Consider the following 19,706-nt stretch of genomic DNA (forward strand, 5'->3'; position numbering starts at 1 on the left):
ATGTTCATACACTAAAGAATAAAAGGAAATAACTTCATGAAAAAAATAATAGCAATAGTAGTATTAATACTTACCACTGTAAGCACTATAAATGCACAAGAATGGCATACTAATTTTAAGGAAGCAAAACAAATTGCATCAACAGAAAGTAAACCTATCATATTGGTTTTTCAAGGTTCAGATTGGTGTGCACCTTGTATTAAATTAGATCGCCAAATTTGGAGTACTCCTACTTTTAAACAATATGCAAAAGACAACTATGTAATGCTGCAAGCAGATTTTCCGAAGCGAAAGAAAAATGCATTGTCAGATGCTCAGACTGCCGCAAATGCCAAATTGGCTGAAATGTATAACAAGAGAGGTATTTTTCCTTACGTAGTAGTACTCAATGCAAATGGTAAGGTTCTTGGTGAAACAGGTTACAAGAAAATTACACCAGAAAATTACATTAAAGAACTTAATATGTTTACAAAATAAAGTGAAAAAAGTACTTACCTCCTTTTTATTGCTAATATCTATTGTTTGTGCAGCACAAACACCCTATAAACGAGTACTCAAATTAATGGGAAGTCGTTTTGATATTACGGTTGTTGCCAACAATAAAATTCAGGGAGATGCATACATTGATTTGGCGGTTGCCGAAATTACAAGAATTGAAAAACTTATTTCTTCTTGGGATGCGCATTCACAAACTTTTTCCATCAATAAAAATGCAGGTATTAAACCTGTAAAAGTTGCCCCAGAACTTTTTAATTTGATAGAAAGAGCTATCCGAATTTCAAAACTTACCGATGGTGCTTTTGATATTAGCTATGCATCCATGGATAAAATATGGAAATTCGACGGCAGTATGAAAAAAATGCCTGCAGAAGAAACAATAAAAACATCGGTTGTAAAAGTAGGGTTTCAAAACATTGTTTTAGATAAAGTACATAGTACTGTTTATTTAAAACTGAAAGGAATGAAAATTGGTTTTGGTGCCATTGGTAAAGGATATGCAGCAGATAAAGCAAAAGCACTCCTTATTTCTAAAGGTGCAATTTCTGGAATTATCAACGCCTCTGGCGATATGAATACTTGGGGAAAACAACCTGACGGAAAAGAATGGAAAGTAGCCATAACAAACCCAATGAATAAGAATAAAGTATTTGCTTTATTCCCGCTTAATAATGGTGCTGTGGTTACTTCTGGAAATTACGAAAAATACGTTAACTTTAATGGCAAAAGATACACACATATTATAGATCCAAGAACAGGATATCCTTCTACCGGAATTATAAGTGTTACCGTTTTTGCACCCAAAGCAGAATTAGCAGACGCACTAGCAACCTCTGTATTTGTAATGGGGAAACAAGTAGGTTTAGATAGAATTAATCAATTACCAAAAATAGAATGCATCATCATAGATGATAAAGGAAATATTACAACATCAAAGAATATAGAAATAGATAAATTATGATTAAAAAGTGTATAATCGCTGCATTGATAACAATTAGTTTTAGTAGTTGTGTGGTGCTTAAAGAATACGAGAAAGTAAATATAAACGACCCAGATATGGTGCTTTCTGAAAAAAAAGCAGACCGTAATGTTGCCACAGCACAAGCATACAGAGAAGCTGCCGTTGGTGCAAATGGAGGTAAAACTGGTGGAGGCTGTGGTTGTAATTAAGGAAACCCTTTTTTAGAAAACAAAGCTAAAATCAACATTTAAATTATCCCGCTTAAAAGCGGATTTTAATAATAAATTATTCTCAAATAAATTGAAAAATATAATCCTATTTATGTGTTTATTTGCTTTTGTAAAAGTGAATTCACAAACTAAACAAGACGCACCCAAAGTCTATAAAAAACGCGTGCTAGAAACTACCGAAGTAGATTTCTTAACAAGTTACTACTCTCAAGATGGTGATAACGCTGCCGTAAGTGGTGGTATTGGCTCGGAATCGTTAACCGATGTAACCGGAACTTTTGTGGTTTCTATGCCTTTAAACGATGACGATATACTAACTATTGATGCCGGTATCTCTGCATACACATCTGCATCATCTAGTAATATTAACCCTTTTGATGGTGATAACGCAGATCCTTTTCAGGCTTCTTCTGGTGCTTCTAAAAGTGATCTTTGGGCAAACATAACTGGTAGCTATACACATAGTTCAGACGATAGAAATGATATTTGGTCTACCAAACTAGCCATTTCTTCAGAATATGATTATTTTTCTTTTGGTCTTGGCGGTAGCTATACCAAACTTTTCAATCAGAAAAACACAGAAGTAAGTGTGCATGGTAATGTATATATCGATTCTTGGGAGTTGCTCTATCCTATAGAATTGAGAGAAGCTAACGGAGATAAAAATGATTTTAACATCAACAATTATACAATAACTGGTAATACAAATTACACGCCTACTTTTGTTCCTTTAGATGGCACCGCTAGAAACTCGTATTCCGTAGGTTTTGGATTTTCTCAAATACTGCATAAAAATGTACAAGGTTCTTTGGCTTTAGATTTTGTAAAACAGGATGGTTTGCTATCCACTCCCTTTCAAAGAGTTTATTTTAGTGATGTAGCAGATTCTTTTGTAGAGAATTTTCAGCTTGCAGATGATATAGAACGTTTGCCAGATACTAGATTTAAAGTAGCTGTTGGTGGTCGTTTAAATTGGTATTTAAATGAAATTGTTACGCTTAGAACTTTTTACCGTTATTATTCTGATGATTGGGGAATTTCTTCTAACACAGCAAGTATAGAAATACCTGTAAAAATTACAGATAAATTTACCTTATATCCGTCATACCGCTATTACAACCAAACGGCTGCAGATTATTTTAAACCGTACCAAACGGCACTTTCTACGGATGAATATTATACATCTGATTATGATCTCTCTAAATTTACTGCCAATCAATTTGGTTTTGGGGTTTCTTACACCGATATTTTTGCAAAAGCACACATTCGTAATTTTGGTTTAAAAAGTATCGATTTAAAGTTTTATCAGTATGATAGAGATACTTCGTTTAGCTCTAGTATAATTACCGCAGGATTTAAGTTTGTAATGGATTAAATATCATCCATTTATTTAGAAAACTAAAGGTTCATTTTGATTAGAAAACAATCAAAAGTATTTTTCTATGCCCCTTTTTTTGTTTAAAAATACTAATTTTACAATCTTTCACCCGCAAAAACAAAGACTGAATGGCAATTGAAAACATCCCAGAAATATACATAGATAACACTAAAGAGAGTTTAGATTTATTTGTGTACGATTTTAAAATGACCAGTGACGTTGTTAAAAGCAAGGTTAATTTAGGGATGAATATGTTTAGTTTTTTACAAGTTGGTAAAAAGCAAGTGCATTTTGCAGATACTGCTATTGCTGTAAATAAAGAACAGTCTTTGTTATTAAAAAAAGGAAATTGGCTTTGGACAGAATTACTAGACACAGAAGCTATTTATTACTGCAAACTTTTCTTTTTTTCTGAAAAAAAATTGACCGATTTTTTAAGCAAATACACCAACAATGTAAAGCCATATAAAGAAGAATCTGCTTATTTTGTGATAGAAAACGACGATTACTTAGCTTCTTTTATCAGCTCTTTATCTTCTAAAACATTTGCCAAAAACAGCTATAGCAATGCCCTACTCTCTCTAAAGTTTGATGAAATAATGCTGTATTTATTAGACAAATATGATACTAAATTCGAGTATTATTTACATTCTTTAATCTCTAAAGAAATATCTCCATTTAAAAAGACCATAGAAAGCAATGTAAATTCTAATTTAAAAATAGAAGAAATTGCTTTTTTGTGCAACATGAGTTTATCAACTTTTAAACGTCATTTTACAGCCGCTTATAACGAACCTCCTGGAAAATGGTTTCAAGACAAACGTCTTCAAAAAGCAAAAACACTCTTACAAGAAGGTACCTTAACTCCATCTGATATTTACCTAGATATTGGCTATAACAACCTGTCTAACTTTAGTATAGCTTTTAAAAACAAGTTCGGAATAAGTCCAACAGATGTTTCAAATTAATTAAAATAAACATAAGTTATTGACTTTAAGTTAATTAATTAAATTTCAACTTATTTACTTCACCCAAAACACAACATTGAACCTTTTTCATAAGCTATTGAACCAAATCAATAAATAAAACCTTTAGATACCAACATACATTTGCACCATGCTTACAAACAAGAGATTTTGTAAGAAATTATTAAACATAAATAAAAATATATAATTATGGCAAATGTAACAAAACCTGTATTTAAAGAAAAGTACGGGAACTTTATTGGCGGTAAATTTGTAGCACCCGTTAAAGGTCAATATTTCGAAAACAGATCTCCAGTAGACGGAAAAGTATTTACACAAGCAGCACGCTCTACAGAAGAAGATATTAATCTTGCTTTAGATGCAGCACACGAAGCTTTCCCTACATGGAGTAACACATCTGCTACAGAACGTAGTAATGCGTTATTAAAGATGGCTCAGGTTATGGAAGATAACTTAGAGTATTTAGCAACTTTAGAAACCATTGATAACGGGAAACCAATTCGTGAATCTCTTGCAGCAGATATTCCTTACTGTATAGATCATTTCCGTTATTTTGCAGGTGTTATTCGTGCTGATGAAGGAAGTATCTCTGAACACGATAAAGACACGGTAAGTATCGTTTTACATGAAGCTATTGGTGTTGTTGGGGAAATTATCCCTTGGAACTTCCCAATGTTAATGTTAGCTTGGAAAATTGCGCCGGCTTTAGCAGCAGGTTGTACAGCAGTAGTTAAACCAGCAGAACAAACACCAACAAGTGTTATTATGTTAATGGAATTAATTGGTGATATTTTACCAGCAGGTGTTTTAAACATTGTAACTGGTTTTGGTAATGAAGCAGGTGCAGCTTTAGCAACCTCTAAACGTATTGCAAAATTATCTTTTACAGGTTCTACAGCAACAGGTCGTACAGTATTGCATAATGCAGCAGAAAATATTATTCCTGTAACTATGGAATTAGGTGGTAAATCTCCTAACATTTTCTTTCCATCTGTAGCAGCTCAAGACGATGAGTTTTTTAGCAAAGCTATAGAAGGTGCATTAATGTTCGCTTTAAACCAAGGTGAAATTTGTACATCTCCGTCTCGTATTTTAGTACACGAAGATATTGCAGATCGTTTTGTAGAAAAAATGCAAGAGCGCTTAAAACTAGTAAAACCAGGAAACCCATTAGATCCAGAAACCATGATTGGTTCTCAGGTATCTAAAGCGCAATACGAAAAAATACTAAATTATATTAAAATTGGTATTGAAGAGGGTGCTGCTGTTTTAGCAGGTGGTGAAGCTGGTAACTATGAAGGTGAATTGGCCGAAGGTTACTACGTACAACCAACGGTTTTAAAAGGTGATAATAAAATGAGAGTGTTTCAAGAAGAAATTTTTGGACCTGTTGTAGCCTTAACAACCTTTAAAACTACAGAAGAAGCGATTGCTATTGCGAACGACACTCCTTACGGATTAGGTGCCGGTGTTTGGTCTAGAGATGCGCACGAATTATATCAAGTACCACGTGCTATACAAGCAGGTAGAGTTTGGGTAAACCAATACAATACTTACCCTGCTCACGCACCTTTTGGTGGTGTTAAAGAATCTGGTTTCGGACGTGAAAACCACAAAATGGCTTTAGATCATTACCGTGTTGTAAAAAACATGTTAATCTCTTATGACAAGAAACCAATGGGCTTCTTTTAAGTAAGAAACCACATTCAATTATTTAATAAAACCTCAGATTCGTCTGGGGTTTTTTAATTTTAAAAAATTATTATTTTACAAACAAAAACAGCCTTTGTTAAATAAACAAAGGCTGTTTTAATATATTTAAAAAAAATTACTTTATGCTGTAATTTCTACTACTTCAAGGTCAAAAACAAGATCTCTACCTGCTAAAGGATGGTTACCATCAATCACAACGCTATCATCTTTTACTTCAACAATCATTAAGTTCATTTCTTGTCCTTCTGGAGACTTAGAAACCAATCCCATACCAACTTTTGGCTCCATATCTTGTGGAAGATTCGCTTTAGCAACTTCTTGAATTAATTGTTCATTTACTTCACCATACGCTTCTTCTTTAGCAATAGTAATGGTTTTCTTTTCATTCACTTTCATGTCAATTAAACCTTGTTCAAAACCAGGAATTAATCTTCCTTCTCCTAAAACAAATTCAACTGGCTCTTTCCCTTCAGACGTGTCAAAAATTTGTCCGTCTGCTAATTTACCTGTATAATGTACTTTTACTTTGTTATTCGCTTTTACTTGACTCATACTATAATTAATTTGAAAAAATAGCCGTTGTATAATTCTTACACAAAAACCATTTTAATTTAAACTTACAAACGCTTCGTTGCCATAACCAAGCCAAAATCAGGAATTTTAATGTCATTTTTTTTAATTAACCACATTTAAAAACAAGAAATAAAGCGCTATCTCTCTTATAGTAACCCACAACAAGGTTTCTACCTTTTTAATATTTGAAATGAACGTGTATTATTGAAACCGCAACTTTGTCAGTCTTTGTTAGAAATTTAGCAATTTTTATGACAAGTTTGTGCTTTAAAGAAGCTTTTCTTTTTGATTAAAGGGAGAAACCTTATAAAGTTACTTAGGTATATGTTATCTCGGTGATGGGTTTTCTCCTTACGTCGGATGATAAAGTTGGTGAGTTTATTTTACATTTTACGCAATACTTCTCGCACTGCTTGTCATTTTGACCAAAGGGAGAAATCACATAAGGATGAACCATTCTATGTTTTCACTGTTATGTGATTTCTCTTAAAATCGGATGATAAAACTGAGGTGTTTTTTAGGTTGATAATTAACAAATTACTGTTAATAAGTTAATCTCTATACACCTCATATAAATTGTACTTTTATCATGAACAATTCTTCCCTCATTTGCTATGAAAGAATTTCAAACTGAAAAACGAAATAACTACTCATATTACCCTGAAAAATTAGGATATGAGGAGTTAAGGTAAGGATATAAACAAGTTGGGCTTAATTAAAAAAATGAAAATAAGAAAAACTAATCAAGTATTTACACCATCCAAACCTTCAACATTAATTTTCGTTGAAAGAGATAGGAAAATAAACAACCAACTCGTTGACGCACTAAATACACCTGGAAAACAAATTGTGGTTTTTGGTCATTCAGGTTGTGGAAAAACTACTTTAGTTCTTAATAAATTGAATCAAACTTATGAAAACTATATCATAACTCGATGTATGAAAGGAATGACATTTGAAAATGTAATTTTAGACGGCTTTGATCAATTAGATAATTTTTATGAGGAATCTTCTTCTTCAAAAGGTTTAAAAATAAATCCTAAAATTACTCTCCAATATAACGAGTTAAAATCTTCAATTTCTTTATTCGAAATAAATAAATCTAAAACAAAGAACAACATATCAGTATTACCACCTCAATTAACACCACAAAGATTAGGTCATTTTTTTGGAGAATCTAATTCTTGTTGGGTTTTAGAAGATTTTCATAAAATAATAGGAGAAAATAAAACAAAAATCGCTCAATTAATGAAAGTTTTTATGGATATGTCCATAAATTATGATGAGTTAAAAATAATCGCAATTGGTGCAGTTTCAACAGCAAGACAAGTTGTAGAATATGATAATGAACTATCTGGAAGAGTAAGTGAGATAAAGGTTCCGATTATGGATAATGATGAAATTGAGAAAATAATAAATAAAGGTGAAAAACTTTTAAATATTCATTTTTCAAAAGATACAAAAGAAAAAATAATTAAATATTCTTGTGGTTCACCTACAATTTGTCATCAAATATGCCTTAACATTTGCTTTAATGAATTAGTTTATCAAACATCAAATAAGAAAATTTTCTTTGATACTACTCATTTAGATTTAGCCTTAGAAAAGTATTTAGAAGAAAAGACAGATACATTAACTTCAACATTTGATAAAGCAGTAAAAACTTCAAATGGTTCAACTTTAAATTTGCCTAAAGAAATAATTAAACAAGCTTTAAACTTAAAGAAAGATTTTTTCAGCTTCGATGATTTAACAATCTCTAAATTAATAAGAGAAAATTCAGTTAAATCCGAAAAAATTATTAATGAATTATGTACTTTAAAAAGAGGAGAGTTTTTTACTTATGATGTTAATTCTAATAAGTATAGGTTTAATAACTTATTTCTAAAAAACTTTGCCTTTCTAACTTTTAAAGATGAGAAAGATGAATTAGATGTTGAACCAAAAAGAAAAGACTTCAAAGTAATAGAAAGACTTTTGAATATTATTGAAAATGACATTAATGAAGATTATGAATTTTATATTGAGAATTTATAAAACTAAGCCCAACACCGTATAAACTTTATTGCTAGTTTTGGCTCACTTGGGAAATTCCTCCGGAATTTCGCCGTTCGTGTTTTATTTACTAAATTCACTGCTTAAACAACGCAACAAAGCTTATACAACAACGTTGTGTACAATTCCACTCATGTACTTTCCTGAAATAGGTTGACTAAAAATTAAACATTTAATTATAGTCGCTTATGAAAACTCAAAAACAACCCTGGCGAAAAAAAACGTACGAAAAAGCAACTTTAGAACTCAAATTATTCGTCGTTGACCAAATTCAGAATGGACAGATTTCCACAAACTTTGCTTCCAAAAAATATGATGTTCCTAGAACTACAATTGGGTATTGGATCAAAAAATATAGTACTTTAGTCCAACAAAATACTGGTATGAGTAAATTAGATGAGATTAAAAAACTAAAGGAACGTATTGAAGAATTGGAGTTTGTAAAGGAATTTCAACAAGATATCATTGCTGACATGGAAATCATTACTGGAGTCGATTTGTCAAAAAAGTCGTTGCCCAAAACATTAGCGAAAGAGATAGAACTAAAAAAGAAAAACCGTTTAAAAGAAAATGGTTCTATGAGTGTTTTGGGATTAGTAAACAAGCTTTCTACAAAAGACTCAAAACCCAAGAAAACAAACGACTAAACGATGAAAAAGTCATCGAAATGATACAGGAATATCGAAAACTAGTTGGCATGAGAACTGGCGGAATTAAGTTATATGATGAACTTAAACAAGACTTTATAAAACAAGGTATTAAAATCGGTAGAGACAAGTTGTACGATGTATTAAGGCTTCATAATTTACTTGTTCCTAAGCTTAAAAACTATGTAACAACAACAAATTCTAATCATCAATTTAGAAAATATAAAAACCTAATTAAAGACCAAGTTCCTACTCGACCAGAACAACTATGGGTAAGCGATATAACATACATTAAAACGGACAATGGACACAATTACCTAGCAATCGTTACAGATGCATATTCTAAGCAAATTATGGGGTATAATCTCGATAAGCATATGAAGACATCACTTTGTACAGAAGCGCTGGAAATGGCTATAAAAAATAGAAAATATCCTGATAAAAAATTAATACATCATTCTGACAGAGGTTTTCAATACTGTAACCCGAAATACACAGCCTTTGCAGAAGAAAATGGCATAATGATGAGCATGACAGAACAATATGATCCTTATGAAAACGCAATTGCAGAGCGAATTAATAGAACTTTAAAATATGAATACGGACTTAGAAATTACATTAAAAACACTGCCATTGCTCAAGAAGTAACAAAACAAGCAGTGTATATATACAACAATTTAAGAACGCATTATAGCCTAGATTTAAGAAAACCAGCTGAAGTACATTTAAATCCAAACATCAAATACAAATCATATCGAAGAAATAATGTAAATTTGACTGAACTAACAATTTAAAAACAAATCTAGTTCAAATTATTTTTTGCCTTCTAAACGGCTAAAAAAAGCTTTTGAACGGTAGAAATTAACCTAAAAAAAGGTCAACCTATATCAATATAATACAAATATAGCAATGAAAAAAACTTTATTTATTGGATTATTAACTATTTTTCCATTAATATCATTTTCTCAAAATAAAAATATCGCTTTTGGAATAAAAGGTGGAATAAATTACTCAAATTACATTGATAATATTGATTCAAATTTATTTACTCATATACCTGCTGACTATAATGGAAAAATAGGTTTCTATATTGGTGCGTACTCTAATATTGGAATCAATGAAATAATCTCAATAAAACCTGAATTATTAATTTCCAAAACTGGTAGTAAAGCAACTATTGAATTTAAAGATTTACGTACTATTTATACAGATCAAGACATAGTAGTTTATCGAGAAACAAAAGCGATAATAGATGAATATAATGTGTTAATTCCAATTTTATTAAACCTTAATCTGAATAAATATTTTTTTGAAATTGGACCACAATTTGGATATGCTTTTAGTAGGAATATATCTTATAAAGATGGACCAATTAATTCTCAACTGATTTTAAAAAACTCTAACTCTGAAAATTTTGAATTTGCTGGAGCAATTGGTTTTGGTTATAGAATATCTGAATTATATCAGATTGACATTCGATATTCTTATGGATTTACAGAAAGACATCACTTGAATAGTTCTATTTTATATTTTGGGCTATCTTATAAACTCTAATATAAAACTGTTTGTAACCACCGTATATAATTTATTGCTGGCTTCTCGCTTACTTACGAAAGTCCTCGCGGACTTTCTTGGTCGGTAATTATTTACTAAATTAGTTGCTTAAAACACGCAACAAATCATATATAAAAACGTTAGCTACAATTAAAAAAAAAGATTATGATGATTAAATATCTGACATTTGGAATATCAATATCATTCATATCTTGGATAGTCGGAATGATTCTAAATATTATTCTTATGAAAACTGAATACTACAAAAAAATATCAAACCTGAATTTTATTGAGAGTAAAACTCTGAATAAAAATATTGGAATTGAATACTTTAAGTGGATTTTGAAAAATTCCTTTTTCAAATTTTTCAATCAGAAAATAGCTTTAAAAGATAAAAAAACGGATTTAAGAGATATACGAAAAGAAATGACAATTGCCGAAATAGGTCATTTAATCGGATTTATATTCGTGACTGCTATCGCCCTTTACCAAGGGATTTCAAATAACTATTTATTTGGATTAACAATAATGATTCCGAATATTTTAATGAATTTATATCCTTCATTATTACAACAGGAAAACAAAAGACGAATCGATAGATTGATTAAAAGACAAATAAAACTATAGCTAACAACTGGTATATTTTATAGCTTGGTTTTAGCACACTTACGAAAATCCTCGCGGACTTTCTTGGTCGGTAATTATTTACTAAATTAGTTGCTTAAAACACGCAACAAATCATATATAAAAACGTTAGCAGAAATTAAAAAAAAATTAGATATATGGAACACAAAATTTTATTAGAATGGAGTGACGAAGAACTTTTACAGAAAATAAAAAATCTAAAATCAAGTAAAATAATTGATGCAACTCTTATTGGTTTAACAATTGGAATTTTCATCTATAGCGTTGTGAATAATGGTTTTGGATTCTCTACTTTTTTCCCCTTAATAATTGGATACCTAATAATTAAAAGTTCTAAAAACAATAAAGTTTTAGAGAAAGAAATTCTGAAAGAAATAAAATATCGAAAATAAAAATGGATGCTAATTGCCAAAATTGTAATGAAATCATTAAAGGTAACTTTTGTGCTAATTGTGGACAAAAAACAAGTGTTCATAGATATTCATTCATACATTTTATAGAACACGATTTAATTAATGGAATTTGGAACGTTAACAATGGCGTTTTTTTTACAATTAGAGAACTATTTATAAGACCAGGTCATAGTATAAGAGAGTTTATAAATGGAAAGAGAGTTAAGTACTTTAGTGTAATAACACTACTACTAATTATTCTTGCAGTCTCACATTTTGTTAGTGAATATTCTCAAGTAAGACTTTCGGATTTAATGCCTGAAAGTACTAAGGAGTCAATGAACGTTATTGAAGAATTTACAAAAGAACATCCTAAATCCACGTTGTTATTAACTATCCCTTTTTATTCTATTTTTAGTTTTCTTTGGTTCAGAAAATCAAAACTAAATCTAACAGAACATTTTGTTTTAAATTCATACAAAACTGTTGCGGAATTAATAATTGGATTGGCTTTTACAATATTAACTGTTTTTTATACAAGTCAAAAAGGGTTAATAACAGCTTATAGTCTTGTTTCACTTTTTTCAATAATTTATTCATTTTGGTATTATAAACAATTCTTTTCAGATTATGGATATTCAAAAAAATCTTTAATAATTAGAAGTTTAGGTGTTATCTTTTCATATATGATCTTCTTTATGATACCGGGATTTGTTATGGGGATTATTAAAAGTGGAACATAAATAACTTCTGCTAACACCGTATAAACTTTATTGCTGGTTTTAGCTCACTTGGGAAATTCCTGCGGAATTTCGCAGTTCTTGTTTTATTTACTAAATTCACTGCTTAAACAACGCAACAAAGCTTACACAACAACGTTTGAAAAGCAAAACCACCACCCAAAATGCCAACAAAAATCATAGACATTAACGAAGCTACTATAAAAAGTTATGTAGAATCATTAAGACCGGAAGATTTAGAAATTAGAAAACAAGTAGATATTGGATACCTTTATAAGGCAAATGTTGTATGTTTATTTGAAATAAGACCAAATTGGCAAAACCCAGAAGAAAAACAAAAAATAGAATTTGCAAGAATTAGACATTATAAGACCAAAAAAACATGGAAACTCTATTGGATGCGAGCAAGCGGAAAATGGGAACTTTATGAACCGTTTCCAGAATCTACACATATAGGGAAAATCATAGAGATTATAAAAGAAGATAAACACGGTTGCTTTTATGGATAAAACAAAACAACACATAATTAAAGAAATTGCACAAGATTTAGATTGTGGATATGAATGCTATTATAACTTTAAAACGCATGAAATTATAGCTATTCCAGATTTTTCACAAGTTTTTGACGAAGAAGAATTTAAAGAGGCTTTTGGTGAAACTTTGAAAAAAGTTAAACAACATAAAGCCGATTTCCTAAAAATTGAACCCTTAGAAAGTTTCGACTCTTTTAAAATAATGGAACATTTTGTAGCACAATTAACTGACCAAAATTTTAAATTGGAATTGGAAGCTGTTTTACAAAGAAAAAAACCATTTCAGAATTTTAAACATCAAATAGAACAATCTAATTTTAGACAAGATTGGTTTGATTTTAAACAACTCGAACTAGAAAAAATAGTTGCTAAAATATTAAGTTTAAGAAAATGAAAATACTGCACACTGCCGATTGGCATTTAGGACATCGCTTGCACGAACAATCACAGTTTGAAGAACAATCTTTATTTTTAAGTTGGATTGAAACCTACATTATAGACCAAAAGATTGATGTACTTTTAATTTCTGGTGATGTTTTTGACACCGGTTCTCCGTCTAACCAGAGTTTAGAAATGTATTACAGTTTTTTAGTAAAACTAAACGGAACCACTTGTAAATCGATCATTATTACAGGTGGAAACCATGATTCTCCAGGAACTTTAAATGCGCCAAAACACATCTTAGGCGCATTATCTATAAAGGTGGTGGGTAAGGCAACGGAAGATATTAACGATGAAGTTTTTGAAATTGAAATAAATAACGAAAAAGTAATTATTGCTGCAGTTCCTTATTTGCGTGATGGAGATATTAGACGTGCTGTGGCTGGTGAAACTTTTGATGAATTAACAGACAAATACAAAACGGCATTGATAAACCATTATGTGTCTGCTGCAACACAGTGTAAAGAGATAAACACAAGCAATGCGCCTGTAATTGCCATGGGTCATTTGTTTGCCACTGGCGGAACGATTTCTGATAGTGAACAAAATATTTATGTAGGAACGCTGGGACATATTGGTGCAGAAGATTTTCCTACGTATTTTGATTATATCGCTTTGGGGCATTTACACAGACCGCAAATCATTGGCGGAAACGACAAAGTTCGGTATTCTGGATCGCCAAATGTTTTAAGTTTTAGTGAAATTAATTACGACAAAAAAGTGATTATTTTATCGGTAGAAAATAATAAAATTACGGACATTAAAGATGATGTAATTCCTAATTTTAGAGAATTTTACAAGCTTATAGGTAATTTACAAGAATGTATGAGTTCTTTTTCTAGCCTTACTTCTAATTCGTACAATTTAACGCCTTGGGTAGAAATTGCTTTAAAAGAAGACAACACTGTTAATACAGACGATTTAAAGTCTGAAGCGGAGAAATACCCTTTTGAAATCTTAAAAATAGGATTAAAAAATCAGCGTAAAATTAAAGGAATTGAAGAGTTGTTAGAAAACACAAAATCAATCAAAGAATTATTACCTACAGAAGTTTTTAAACTAAAATGTGCAGAAATGGATTATGATTTAGAAAAAAGACCTGAGGTTTGGGATGCTTTTAATGAAATTTTACAATCCGTTAAAAAACAATAAGGCAGCTTTCTATGAAAATTTTAAAGATAGAATTACAAAACATAAACTCCTTAAAATCAAACACTCCTATTGTTATCGATTTTGAAAACGAACAATTTAGAGATGTTGGTTTGTATGCCATTACAGGATCTACAGGTGCAGGAAAAACAACAATTTTAGATGCTATCACTATTGCCTTGTATCACAGTGTACCCCGTTTTAACGGATCAAAAGGTACTTTGTTAGATGTTGTAAGTCATGGTGCACATGATGCTTTTAGTCGGGTTACTTTTAAAAATGACACCACCGTTTATGAGGCGTTTTGGGGAATTAGAATTGCTGATAAAAATGGCAAACCCTATAAAAATCCGAAGGAAGAAGTCAGTTTAAAAAACTTAAGAACAGATAAAATTTTAGCGACTCAAAAACGAAATTTAATTACCGAAGTAGTGAGCGCTACTCAATTAGATTACAATCAGTTTTTAAGATCTGTAATGTTGGCACAAGGAGAATTTGCTTCGTTTTTAACAGCAAAAGGACCAGAAAAAGGAAAATTATTAGAGCAAATTACTGGCGAACAGATTTATAAAAAAATTGGTCAAGGTATTTTAGATAGAAAATCTGAAGAGGAAAAAATACTAAGAGAAATTGAAGCTAAAATTAACGCCGATGATATTTTATCGGAAGATGCAAAAACCGATTTAAAACAACATGACAAAGTCTTAGATTCCGACATTCTTACAACTGAAAAAGAAATAAAAGCCACTCAGGTTATTGCAGATTGGTATGTGCAATATAAAGAATTGGTTGCCGCTGCCGAAACTTTAGACCAAAACACAAAAACGTTACATTCTTTTATTGAAAAGCATAAACCAGAATTAGATTTATTAGCTTTAAATGAAAAAGCAGCGCCTTTTAAAGAATTGATTCAGAATTTAAATAGAATTGAAAAAGAGGCTCTTTTAAAGGAAAATCAATTAAGTTTAATTGAAAAGGAATTAGTTACACTAAAACCACAGATTGAACAACTAGAAACTATTACAAAAAAAGAAGCTATAGAAATAGCTGCTTCTGAGAAAGAATTTTCTACTTGGTTGCCAAAACTAGATACCGTAACAAAATTAGATAGCGAGTTAAAAAATGAAATTACTACTCAGCAAAAATGTAAAGAAAAAATAGCCGAATTAAAGCAACAAATAGCTACTTTAACTTTAGATCAGCAAAAGCTAAGCAAAGAATTAAATGATACCGTTGCTCATATTAAAATTGATGCCGCTTTTATTTCTGAAAACAAATTTTTAAAAGAAGTTGCCTTAGAAATTTCTGATTGGACCACCGGTTTAACCACCTTAAAAGGACATAAAGAAACACTAAATGCAACTGTTTTATCTCTTATTGAAAAGAAATCTGCCATTTCTAAAACGACAGAAACGTTAAAAGAAAATAGTGAATTATTACTAAAAAAAGTAGCTGAGGTTACCAAAATTGAGAAAGAAATTTCTACAATTAACACAGCCATCAAACAAAAGAATTCAACTGATTTATTAGCTAAAAAAGACAAACTTCTTGTTACTGAATCTCATTGGAAACAATTTAAAACACTTGCAGAACAGCATACTAAAACAAAAGCAACCAAGATTACTTTAGTAGAGAGTGAAAAAAAATATACAACTGATTTAAAAGGAATTCATACACAAATAGCAAGCTTACATAAGGATATAGAAGTTCAAGAAAAAGCGGTTACTGATGCATCAAAAATTTTAGATTTAGAAAAAAGTGTTGCCAAGTATGAAGATGATCGTCAGTATTTAATTGACGGACAACCTTGTGGTTTATGTGGTTCTAAAGAGCATCCGTTTACGGAACATTTAATAACCATTAATATTTCTAAAGCCGAATTAGAATTCAATAAAAGAAAGGAAAAACTACAAACACTCACCCACTCTAAAAACGTTTTAGATAAAAATGAGGTACAACTAAATACCAGCGTAGAAAGTTTAATAACGCAAATAAAGACACTTACTACAGAATTAAATACAATTGAAGCGAGTGTAAAACAAATCCCTATTTCTTGTGAACTAAGTAATCTTCCTCAAATTGATATTGAGTTAAATCAGCTCACCTCACAACTAAAAGATTTAAATAAAAATTTAGCGGTCGCTCAACAATTACAAGTTGATAAGGATAAATTTTCAAAAGAGTTTGAAGCACAAAACCAAGCAGTTCAAACACTAAAAACAACGGTTGCCACGCTAGAAGAAAAAAATAAAAATGCCAAAGTTGATATTGATGAAAGTCAGAAAACAATAGATCGTTTATCTAAAACTTGTACAGACTTAGAAGCTGATTTTAAAACACAACTTTCTAAATACAACTACCAATTACCATCAACTGAAAATACAACTCTCTTTATTAAAGAAATTGAAGAAAAAATTACAGTCTTTAATAGAACACAAAAGAATTTAGATACTTTAAAAGCTTCAGAAAAAGTACTTGAAATCAAGATTGAAAATCATAATAAGCAACTAGAAACCCTTTCTAAAACCGAAGCAGAAACACTAAAAACCAGTACTGCTTCAGATGTTAAATACAACGAATTAAAAACACAACGAACTGCTATTTTGCCTATTGAATTTTCTGTAGAAAGTAAAAGAAATAGTTTACAAAGTTCAAAAAACAAAGTAGTTGAAAACGCCAAATTAAATACCATTCGTTTGCAAAAATTGGTAGATGCAAAAAACAAACAAGAAACGTTAAAAGTAGATCACATTGCGACTCAAAAAGAGCTCAAAGAAAAATTAAATGTTTTAAATGTATCACTAGCATCACAATTAAAAGAGAGCGTATTTACTTCAAAAGAAACTGTTGAAAGTGCTTTATTATCAACTGAAGATCAGTTAAAATTCACCACTAATAAAGAACGTATAAAAGAGAATGAACTCAAAATAAAAACCCTTAAAGAGGTTAATACAAAAGCAATCGCAGGTTTACAAAAATCTAAAACTTTTGAAATATCTGAAGCAGAAAGTAAGTTGCTTTTAGAAACTTTACATGCTAAAAACAAAACTTTCTTATCCGAAAAAGGAAAAATTGTAGAAGCGTTTAGAAAAGACAAAGAAATACGTGATCGTAATCAAGAAGTTTATAAAAAAATAGAGAAGCAATCAGAAATTTGCACCGTTTGGAAAGAACTTTTTAAAATTATTGGGAATTCTAAAGATGCCTTTAACGTCTATGTACAGCGTTTAACGCTAAAACATTTATTGGATATTGCCAATGTGCATTTGTATAAATTAAACAAACGTTATTCTTTAAAAATGGAAGATTCTTACAAACCAAAAGAAGAGCTGAATTTTAATCTGATAGACCATTATCAAACCGATCAAGCTCGTTTGGTAGATACTTCTAGTGGTGGAGAAAAGTTTATCATTAGTTTGGCTTTGGCCTTAGGATTGTCTGATTTGGCGAGCAAAAACGTAAAAATAGATTCTCTTTTTATTGATGAAGGTTTTGGGACGCTAGACAGCAATACATTAGAAACCGTAATATCGACTTTAGAAACATTGCAATCTCAAGGAAAAATAATCGGAATTATCTCTCACGTAGAAAACTTAAAGGAACGAATTCCTACTCAAATTAGAATTACTAAAAAAAGCAACGGTGTTAGTGCTGTAGAGATTATATAGAGACACTATCCTAAAATCTGTGTAAGTAACAAAACTCAGGGTTAAATTATTTATAGTTTAATCCTGTTTTCTTAAAATCCTTTTAAATTTTAGATTACCGCCCTTAAGATATTTGCTATTCCAATAGCTGTAATATTAGTTAAGGCATTCATTCCAAAAAAAACAATCAATTTATGCTTCTTGTCACCATGAGGTTGGCAGTAGAACAAAGCTCTCATCGATTCATATGACAACTATATCCCACCATTACGTTCGTGCCTAATTACTTCTTCAAAATAATTTAATCCTTTTTGTTATTAATGTCTTCCCATTTTTTATCCGTATGCATCCATTCTTGCATCTTATTGTACTCTTCTTCTACCTTCAACCCTTTCTCTAAACTTAAATTACAATCAAAACGTTCTAGGTAATTCCATTTACCAAGTCGATGCATTATTCCCCAAGTAACACCTTTTCCAGGAATACTATCTGTGTCTACAAAGTTACTAACTCTATACATTCCTCCTGCCTCAGGTTTTTCTAAACCATGTTTTACCGGATGAAAATTAATACCATCTTCTGCAAATTGAATACTATTGGCTTCTGGTCCTTCAGTTAAAATAGCACAAACTCCCTTTTTATAAGGCCATACAATTACTTCATGTCCACCAACAATTACAGGATTGTATTTTGATTTGATATAAGGTCCTTCTGGTTTATCTGCTATTGCCAAACCTACTGCTGCTCTATTAATATCTGCATATTTTCTAGACAATACATTTCCTCTTTCATTGTTATCCCACGGAGTTCGGGGAGACGATTTATAATACAGCCAATATTTCCCACCACGTACAATTAATGATGGGTCGTGAACTACATTACCATCCCAATCATCCTGATTTCCTGGATATAATACTGGTTTTTCCATACGATGCCATGGTCCATCAGGAGAATCTGCCCAAGACATTCCTAAAACATTTGGATTAAAATCCCCTCCAAAAATGGGGTCCTTTCCTCCTTTATGTCCTTGTTTTAGACTTCCTGCTGCTTGATAGAACAAGTAATATTTTCCTTTTGCAACCAAAATATCAGTTGTAAAAACACTTCTGTGGTCGTACTCTCCTTTTTTTCCTCTTTTAATTGCGACACCTTTTTCTGTCCATTTATATCCATCTGGAGAAGTAGCATACCAAACCTCAGCTAAATCCCAATGATATGCTCTTAATGTATCATTCGCAGCTTTTATACCTACTACAGGAATACCTGATGGTGGCCTTGTATACCAAACATAGTACAAACTATCGACTTTAATAACACTAGAAGGATCTCTTCGTGTAACACCTTCTTCAAAGCCAATACCTGTAATCTTCGTAAACTTGAATTTAGTTTCAAACTCATTAAATTTCTCATAACGAAGCTTATTTTCTTTAAAACGCTTGTATGATGCACTTTGATTATTTTCAGAATTTACTTCTGATTTTTCTTCTTTCTGCTCACATCCAAGAATTCCTAAAGAAAGTATTGCTAATAATATATGTAGTTTTTTCATTTATGATTTATGTTA

Annotated in this window: 19 protein-coding genes; 17 read left to right on the forward strand and 2 right to left on the reverse strand. The window is 30.9% G+C overall.

Annotated elements, in window-relative coordinates; genetic code table 11:
- Positions 1-36 precede the first annotated feature (36 nt).
- From JOP69_RS04520 to JOP69_RS04545, 6 genes are all read left to right on the forward strand, one after another.
- Positions 37-477: a thioredoxin family protein gene (locus tag JOP69_RS04520; RefSeq protein ID WP_203392278.1), complete on the forward strand. Its 441-nt coding sequence runs from the start codon at positions 37-39 to the stop codon at positions 475-477.
- A gap of 1 nt (position 478) precedes the next feature.
- Positions 479-1,459, forward strand: coding sequence for an FAD:protein FMN transferase (locus JOP69_RS04525; RefSeq protein ID WP_252191189.1), 981 nt, complete (start codon positions 479-481; stop codon positions 1,457-1,459).
- The gene (locus JOP69_RS04530) at positions 1,456-1,668 is read left to right on the forward strand and encodes a DUF4266 domain-containing protein (RefSeq protein WP_203392276.1); all 213 of its coding nucleotides are present in this window, start codon (positions 1,456-1,458) and stop codon (positions 1,666-1,668) included. The genes JOP69_RS04525 and JOP69_RS04530 overlap by 4 nt, the downstream gene beginning before the upstream one ends.
- Before the next feature lie 112 nt (positions 1,669-1,780).
- Positions 1,781-3,064, forward strand: a complete 1,284-nt coding sequence (locus tag JOP69_RS04535) for a DUF3570 domain-containing protein (RefSeq protein WP_203392523.1) — start codon at positions 1,781-1,783, stop codon at positions 3,062-3,064.
- 131 nt (positions 3,065-3,195) lie between these two features.
- On the forward strand, positions 3,196-4,035 hold the full coding sequence (locus tag JOP69_RS04540; RefSeq protein ID WP_203392275.1) for an AraC family transcriptional regulator: 840 nt from the start codon (positions 3,196-3,198) through the stop codon (positions 4,033-4,035).
- Positions 4,036-4,242: 207 nt separating this feature from the next.
- Complete coding sequence (locus JOP69_RS04545) at positions 4,243-5,745, forward strand: aldehyde dehydrogenase family protein (protein ID WP_203392274.1); 1,503 nt, start codon at positions 4,243-4,245, stop codon at positions 5,743-5,745.
- 141 nt (positions 5,746-5,886) lie between these two features.
- Here the strand turns inward: JOP69_RS04545 and JOP69_RS04550 are convergent, their stop codons facing one another.
- Positions 5,887-6,318, reverse strand: coding sequence for a peptidylprolyl isomerase (locus JOP69_RS04550; protein ID WP_203392273.1), 432 nt, complete (start codon positions 6,316-6,318; stop codon positions 5,887-5,889).
- A 744-nt stretch (positions 6,319-7,062) separates the two neighbouring features.
- On the opposite strand from JOP69_RS04550, the gene JOP69_RS04555 reads away from it, so the two are divergent.
- The 11 genes from JOP69_RS04555 (at position 7,063) to JOP69_RS04605 (ending at position 18,163) form a co-directional block, all read left to right on the forward strand.
- The gene (locus tag JOP69_RS04555) at positions 7,063-8,376 is read left to right on the forward strand and encodes an ATP-binding protein (protein WP_203392272.1); all 1,314 of its coding nucleotides are present in this window, start codon (positions 7,063-7,065) and stop codon (positions 8,374-8,376) included.
- Positions 8,377-8,582: 206 nt separating this feature from the next.
- Positions 8,583-9,041 (forward strand): helix-turn-helix domain-containing protein, encoded by a 459-nt coding sequence (locus JOP69_RS04560; RefSeq protein ID WP_025566198.1) that lies wholly within the window; start codon positions 8,583-8,585, stop codon positions 9,039-9,041.
- The gene (locus JOP69_RS04565) at positions 8,987-9,835 is read left to right on the forward strand and encodes an IS3 family transposase (protein ID WP_252191223.1); all 849 of its coding nucleotides are present in this window, start codon (positions 8,987-8,989) and stop codon (positions 9,833-9,835) included. The genes JOP69_RS04560 and JOP69_RS04565 overlap by 55 nt, the downstream gene beginning before the upstream one ends.
- 115 nt (positions 9,836-9,950) lie before the next feature.
- Positions 9,951-10,595 (forward strand): porin family protein, encoded by a 645-nt coding sequence (locus JOP69_RS04570; RefSeq protein WP_203392271.1) that lies wholly within the window; start codon positions 9,951-9,953, stop codon positions 10,593-10,595.
- A gap of 246 nt (positions 10,596-10,841) precedes the next feature.
- Positions 10,842-11,222 (forward strand): hypothetical protein, encoded by a 381-nt coding sequence (locus tag JOP69_RS04575; RefSeq protein ID WP_252191190.1) that lies wholly within the window; start codon positions 10,842-10,844, stop codon positions 11,220-11,222.
- Positions 11,223-11,377: 155 nt separating this feature from the next.
- On the forward strand, positions 11,378-11,632 hold the full coding sequence (locus tag JOP69_RS04580; protein ID WP_203392270.1) for a hypothetical protein: 255 nt from the start codon (positions 11,378-11,380) through the stop codon (positions 11,630-11,632).
- A 2-nt stretch (positions 11,633-11,634) separates the two neighbouring features.
- On the forward strand, positions 11,635-12,375 hold the full coding sequence (locus JOP69_RS04585) for a DUF3667 domain-containing protein (protein WP_203392269.1): 741 nt from the start codon (positions 11,635-11,637) through the stop codon (positions 12,373-12,375).
- A gap of 161 nt (positions 12,376-12,536) precedes the next feature.
- Positions 12,537-12,881, forward strand: a complete 345-nt coding sequence (locus JOP69_RS04590) for a DUF3024 domain-containing protein (RefSeq protein ID WP_203392268.1) — start codon at positions 12,537-12,539, stop codon at positions 12,879-12,881.
- On the forward strand, positions 12,874-13,299 hold the full coding sequence (locus tag JOP69_RS04595) for a UPF0158 family protein (protein WP_203392267.1): 426 nt from the start codon (positions 12,874-12,876) through the stop codon (positions 13,297-13,299). The genes JOP69_RS04590 and JOP69_RS04595 overlap by 8 nt, the downstream gene beginning before the upstream one ends.
- Positions 13,296-14,498 carry an exonuclease subunit SbcD gene (sbcD, locus tag JOP69_RS04600; RefSeq protein ID WP_203392266.1) on the forward strand — a complete coding sequence of 401 codons (1,203 nt, stop codon included), beginning with the start codon at positions 13,296-13,298 and terminating at the stop codon, positions 14,496-14,498. The genes JOP69_RS04595 and sbcD overlap by 4 nt, the downstream gene beginning before the upstream one ends.
- An 11-nt stretch (positions 14,499-14,509) precedes the next feature.
- Positions 14,510-18,163: an AAA family ATPase gene (locus JOP69_RS04605; protein WP_203392265.1), complete on the forward strand. Its 3,654-nt coding sequence runs from the start codon at positions 14,510-14,512 to the stop codon at positions 18,161-18,163.
- A 280-nt stretch (positions 18,164-18,443) separates the two neighbouring features.
- On the opposite strand, the gene JOP69_RS04610 is transcribed toward JOP69_RS04605, so the two are convergent.
- The gene (locus tag JOP69_RS04610) at positions 18,444-19,691 is read right to left on the reverse strand and encodes a family 43 glycosylhydrolase (protein ID WP_203392264.1); all 1,248 of its coding nucleotides are present in this window, start codon (positions 19,689-19,691) and stop codon (positions 18,444-18,446) included.
- Positions 19,692-19,706: the final 15 nt, after the last annotated feature.

Origin of the sequence: Polaribacter sp. Q13 (assembly GCF_016858305.2) — a bacterium.
In the GTDB taxonomy this organism is placed as follows: Bacteria; Bacteroidota; Bacteroidia; order Flavobacteriales; family Flavobacteriaceae; genus Polaribacter.

Coding starts and splice junctions, on each gene's coding strand:
- JOP69_RS04520 (WP_203392278.1), top strand. CDS start 37: ATGAAAAAAATAATAGCAATAGTAGTATTAATACTTACCACTGTAAGC.
- JOP69_RS04530 (WP_203392276.1), top strand. CDS start 1,456: ATGATTAAAAAGTGTATAATCGCTGCATTGATAACAATTAGTTTTAGT.
- JOP69_RS04535 (WP_203392523.1), top strand. CDS start 1,781: ATGTGTTTATTTGCTTTTGTAAAAGTGAATTCACAAACTAAACAAGAC.
- JOP69_RS04540 (WP_203392275.1), top strand. CDS start 3,196: ATGGCAATTGAAAACATCCCAGAAATATACATAGATAACACTAAAGAG.
- JOP69_RS04545 (WP_203392274.1), top strand. CDS start 4,243: ATGGCAAATGTAACAAAACCTGTATTTAAAGAAAAGTACGGGAACTTT.
- JOP69_RS04550 (WP_203392273.1), bottom strand. CDS start 6,318: ATGAGTCAAGTAAAAGCGAATAACAAAGTAAAAGTACATTATACAGGT.
- JOP69_RS04555 (WP_203392272.1), top strand. CDS start 7,063: ATGAAAATAAGAAAAACTAATCAAGTATTTACACCATCCAAACCTTCA.
- JOP69_RS04560 (WP_025566198.1), top strand. CDS start 8,583: ATGAAAACTCAAAAACAACCCTGGCGAAAAAAAACGTACGAAAAAGCA.
- JOP69_RS04570 (WP_203392271.1), top strand. CDS start 9,951: ATGAAAAAAACTTTATTTATTGGATTATTAACTATTTTTCCATTAATA.
- JOP69_RS04575 (WP_252191190.1), top strand. CDS start 10,842: ATGAAAACTGAATACTACAAAAAAATATCAAACCTGAATTTTATTGAG.
- JOP69_RS04580 (WP_203392270.1), top strand. CDS start 11,378: ATGGAACACAAAATTTTATTAGAATGGAGTGACGAAGAACTTTTACAG.
- JOP69_RS04585 (WP_203392269.1), top strand. CDS start 11,635: ATGGATGCTAATTGCCAAAATTGTAATGAAATCATTAAAGGTAACTTT.
- JOP69_RS04590 (WP_203392268.1), top strand. CDS start 12,537: ATGCCAACAAAAATCATAGACATTAACGAAGCTACTATAAAAAGTTAT.
- JOP69_RS04595 (WP_203392267.1), top strand. CDS start 12,874: ATGGATAAAACAAAACAACACATAATTAAAGAAATTGCACAAGATTTA.
- sbcD (WP_203392266.1), top strand. CDS start 13,296: ATGAAAATACTGCACACTGCCGATTGGCATTTAGGACATCGCTTGCAC.
- JOP69_RS04605 (WP_203392265.1), top strand. CDS start 14,510: ATGAAAATTTTAAAGATAGAATTACAAAACATAAACTCCTTAAAATCA.
- JOP69_RS04610 (WP_203392264.1), bottom strand. CDS start 19,691: ATGAAAAAACTACATATATTATTAGCAATACTTTCTTTAGGAATTCTT.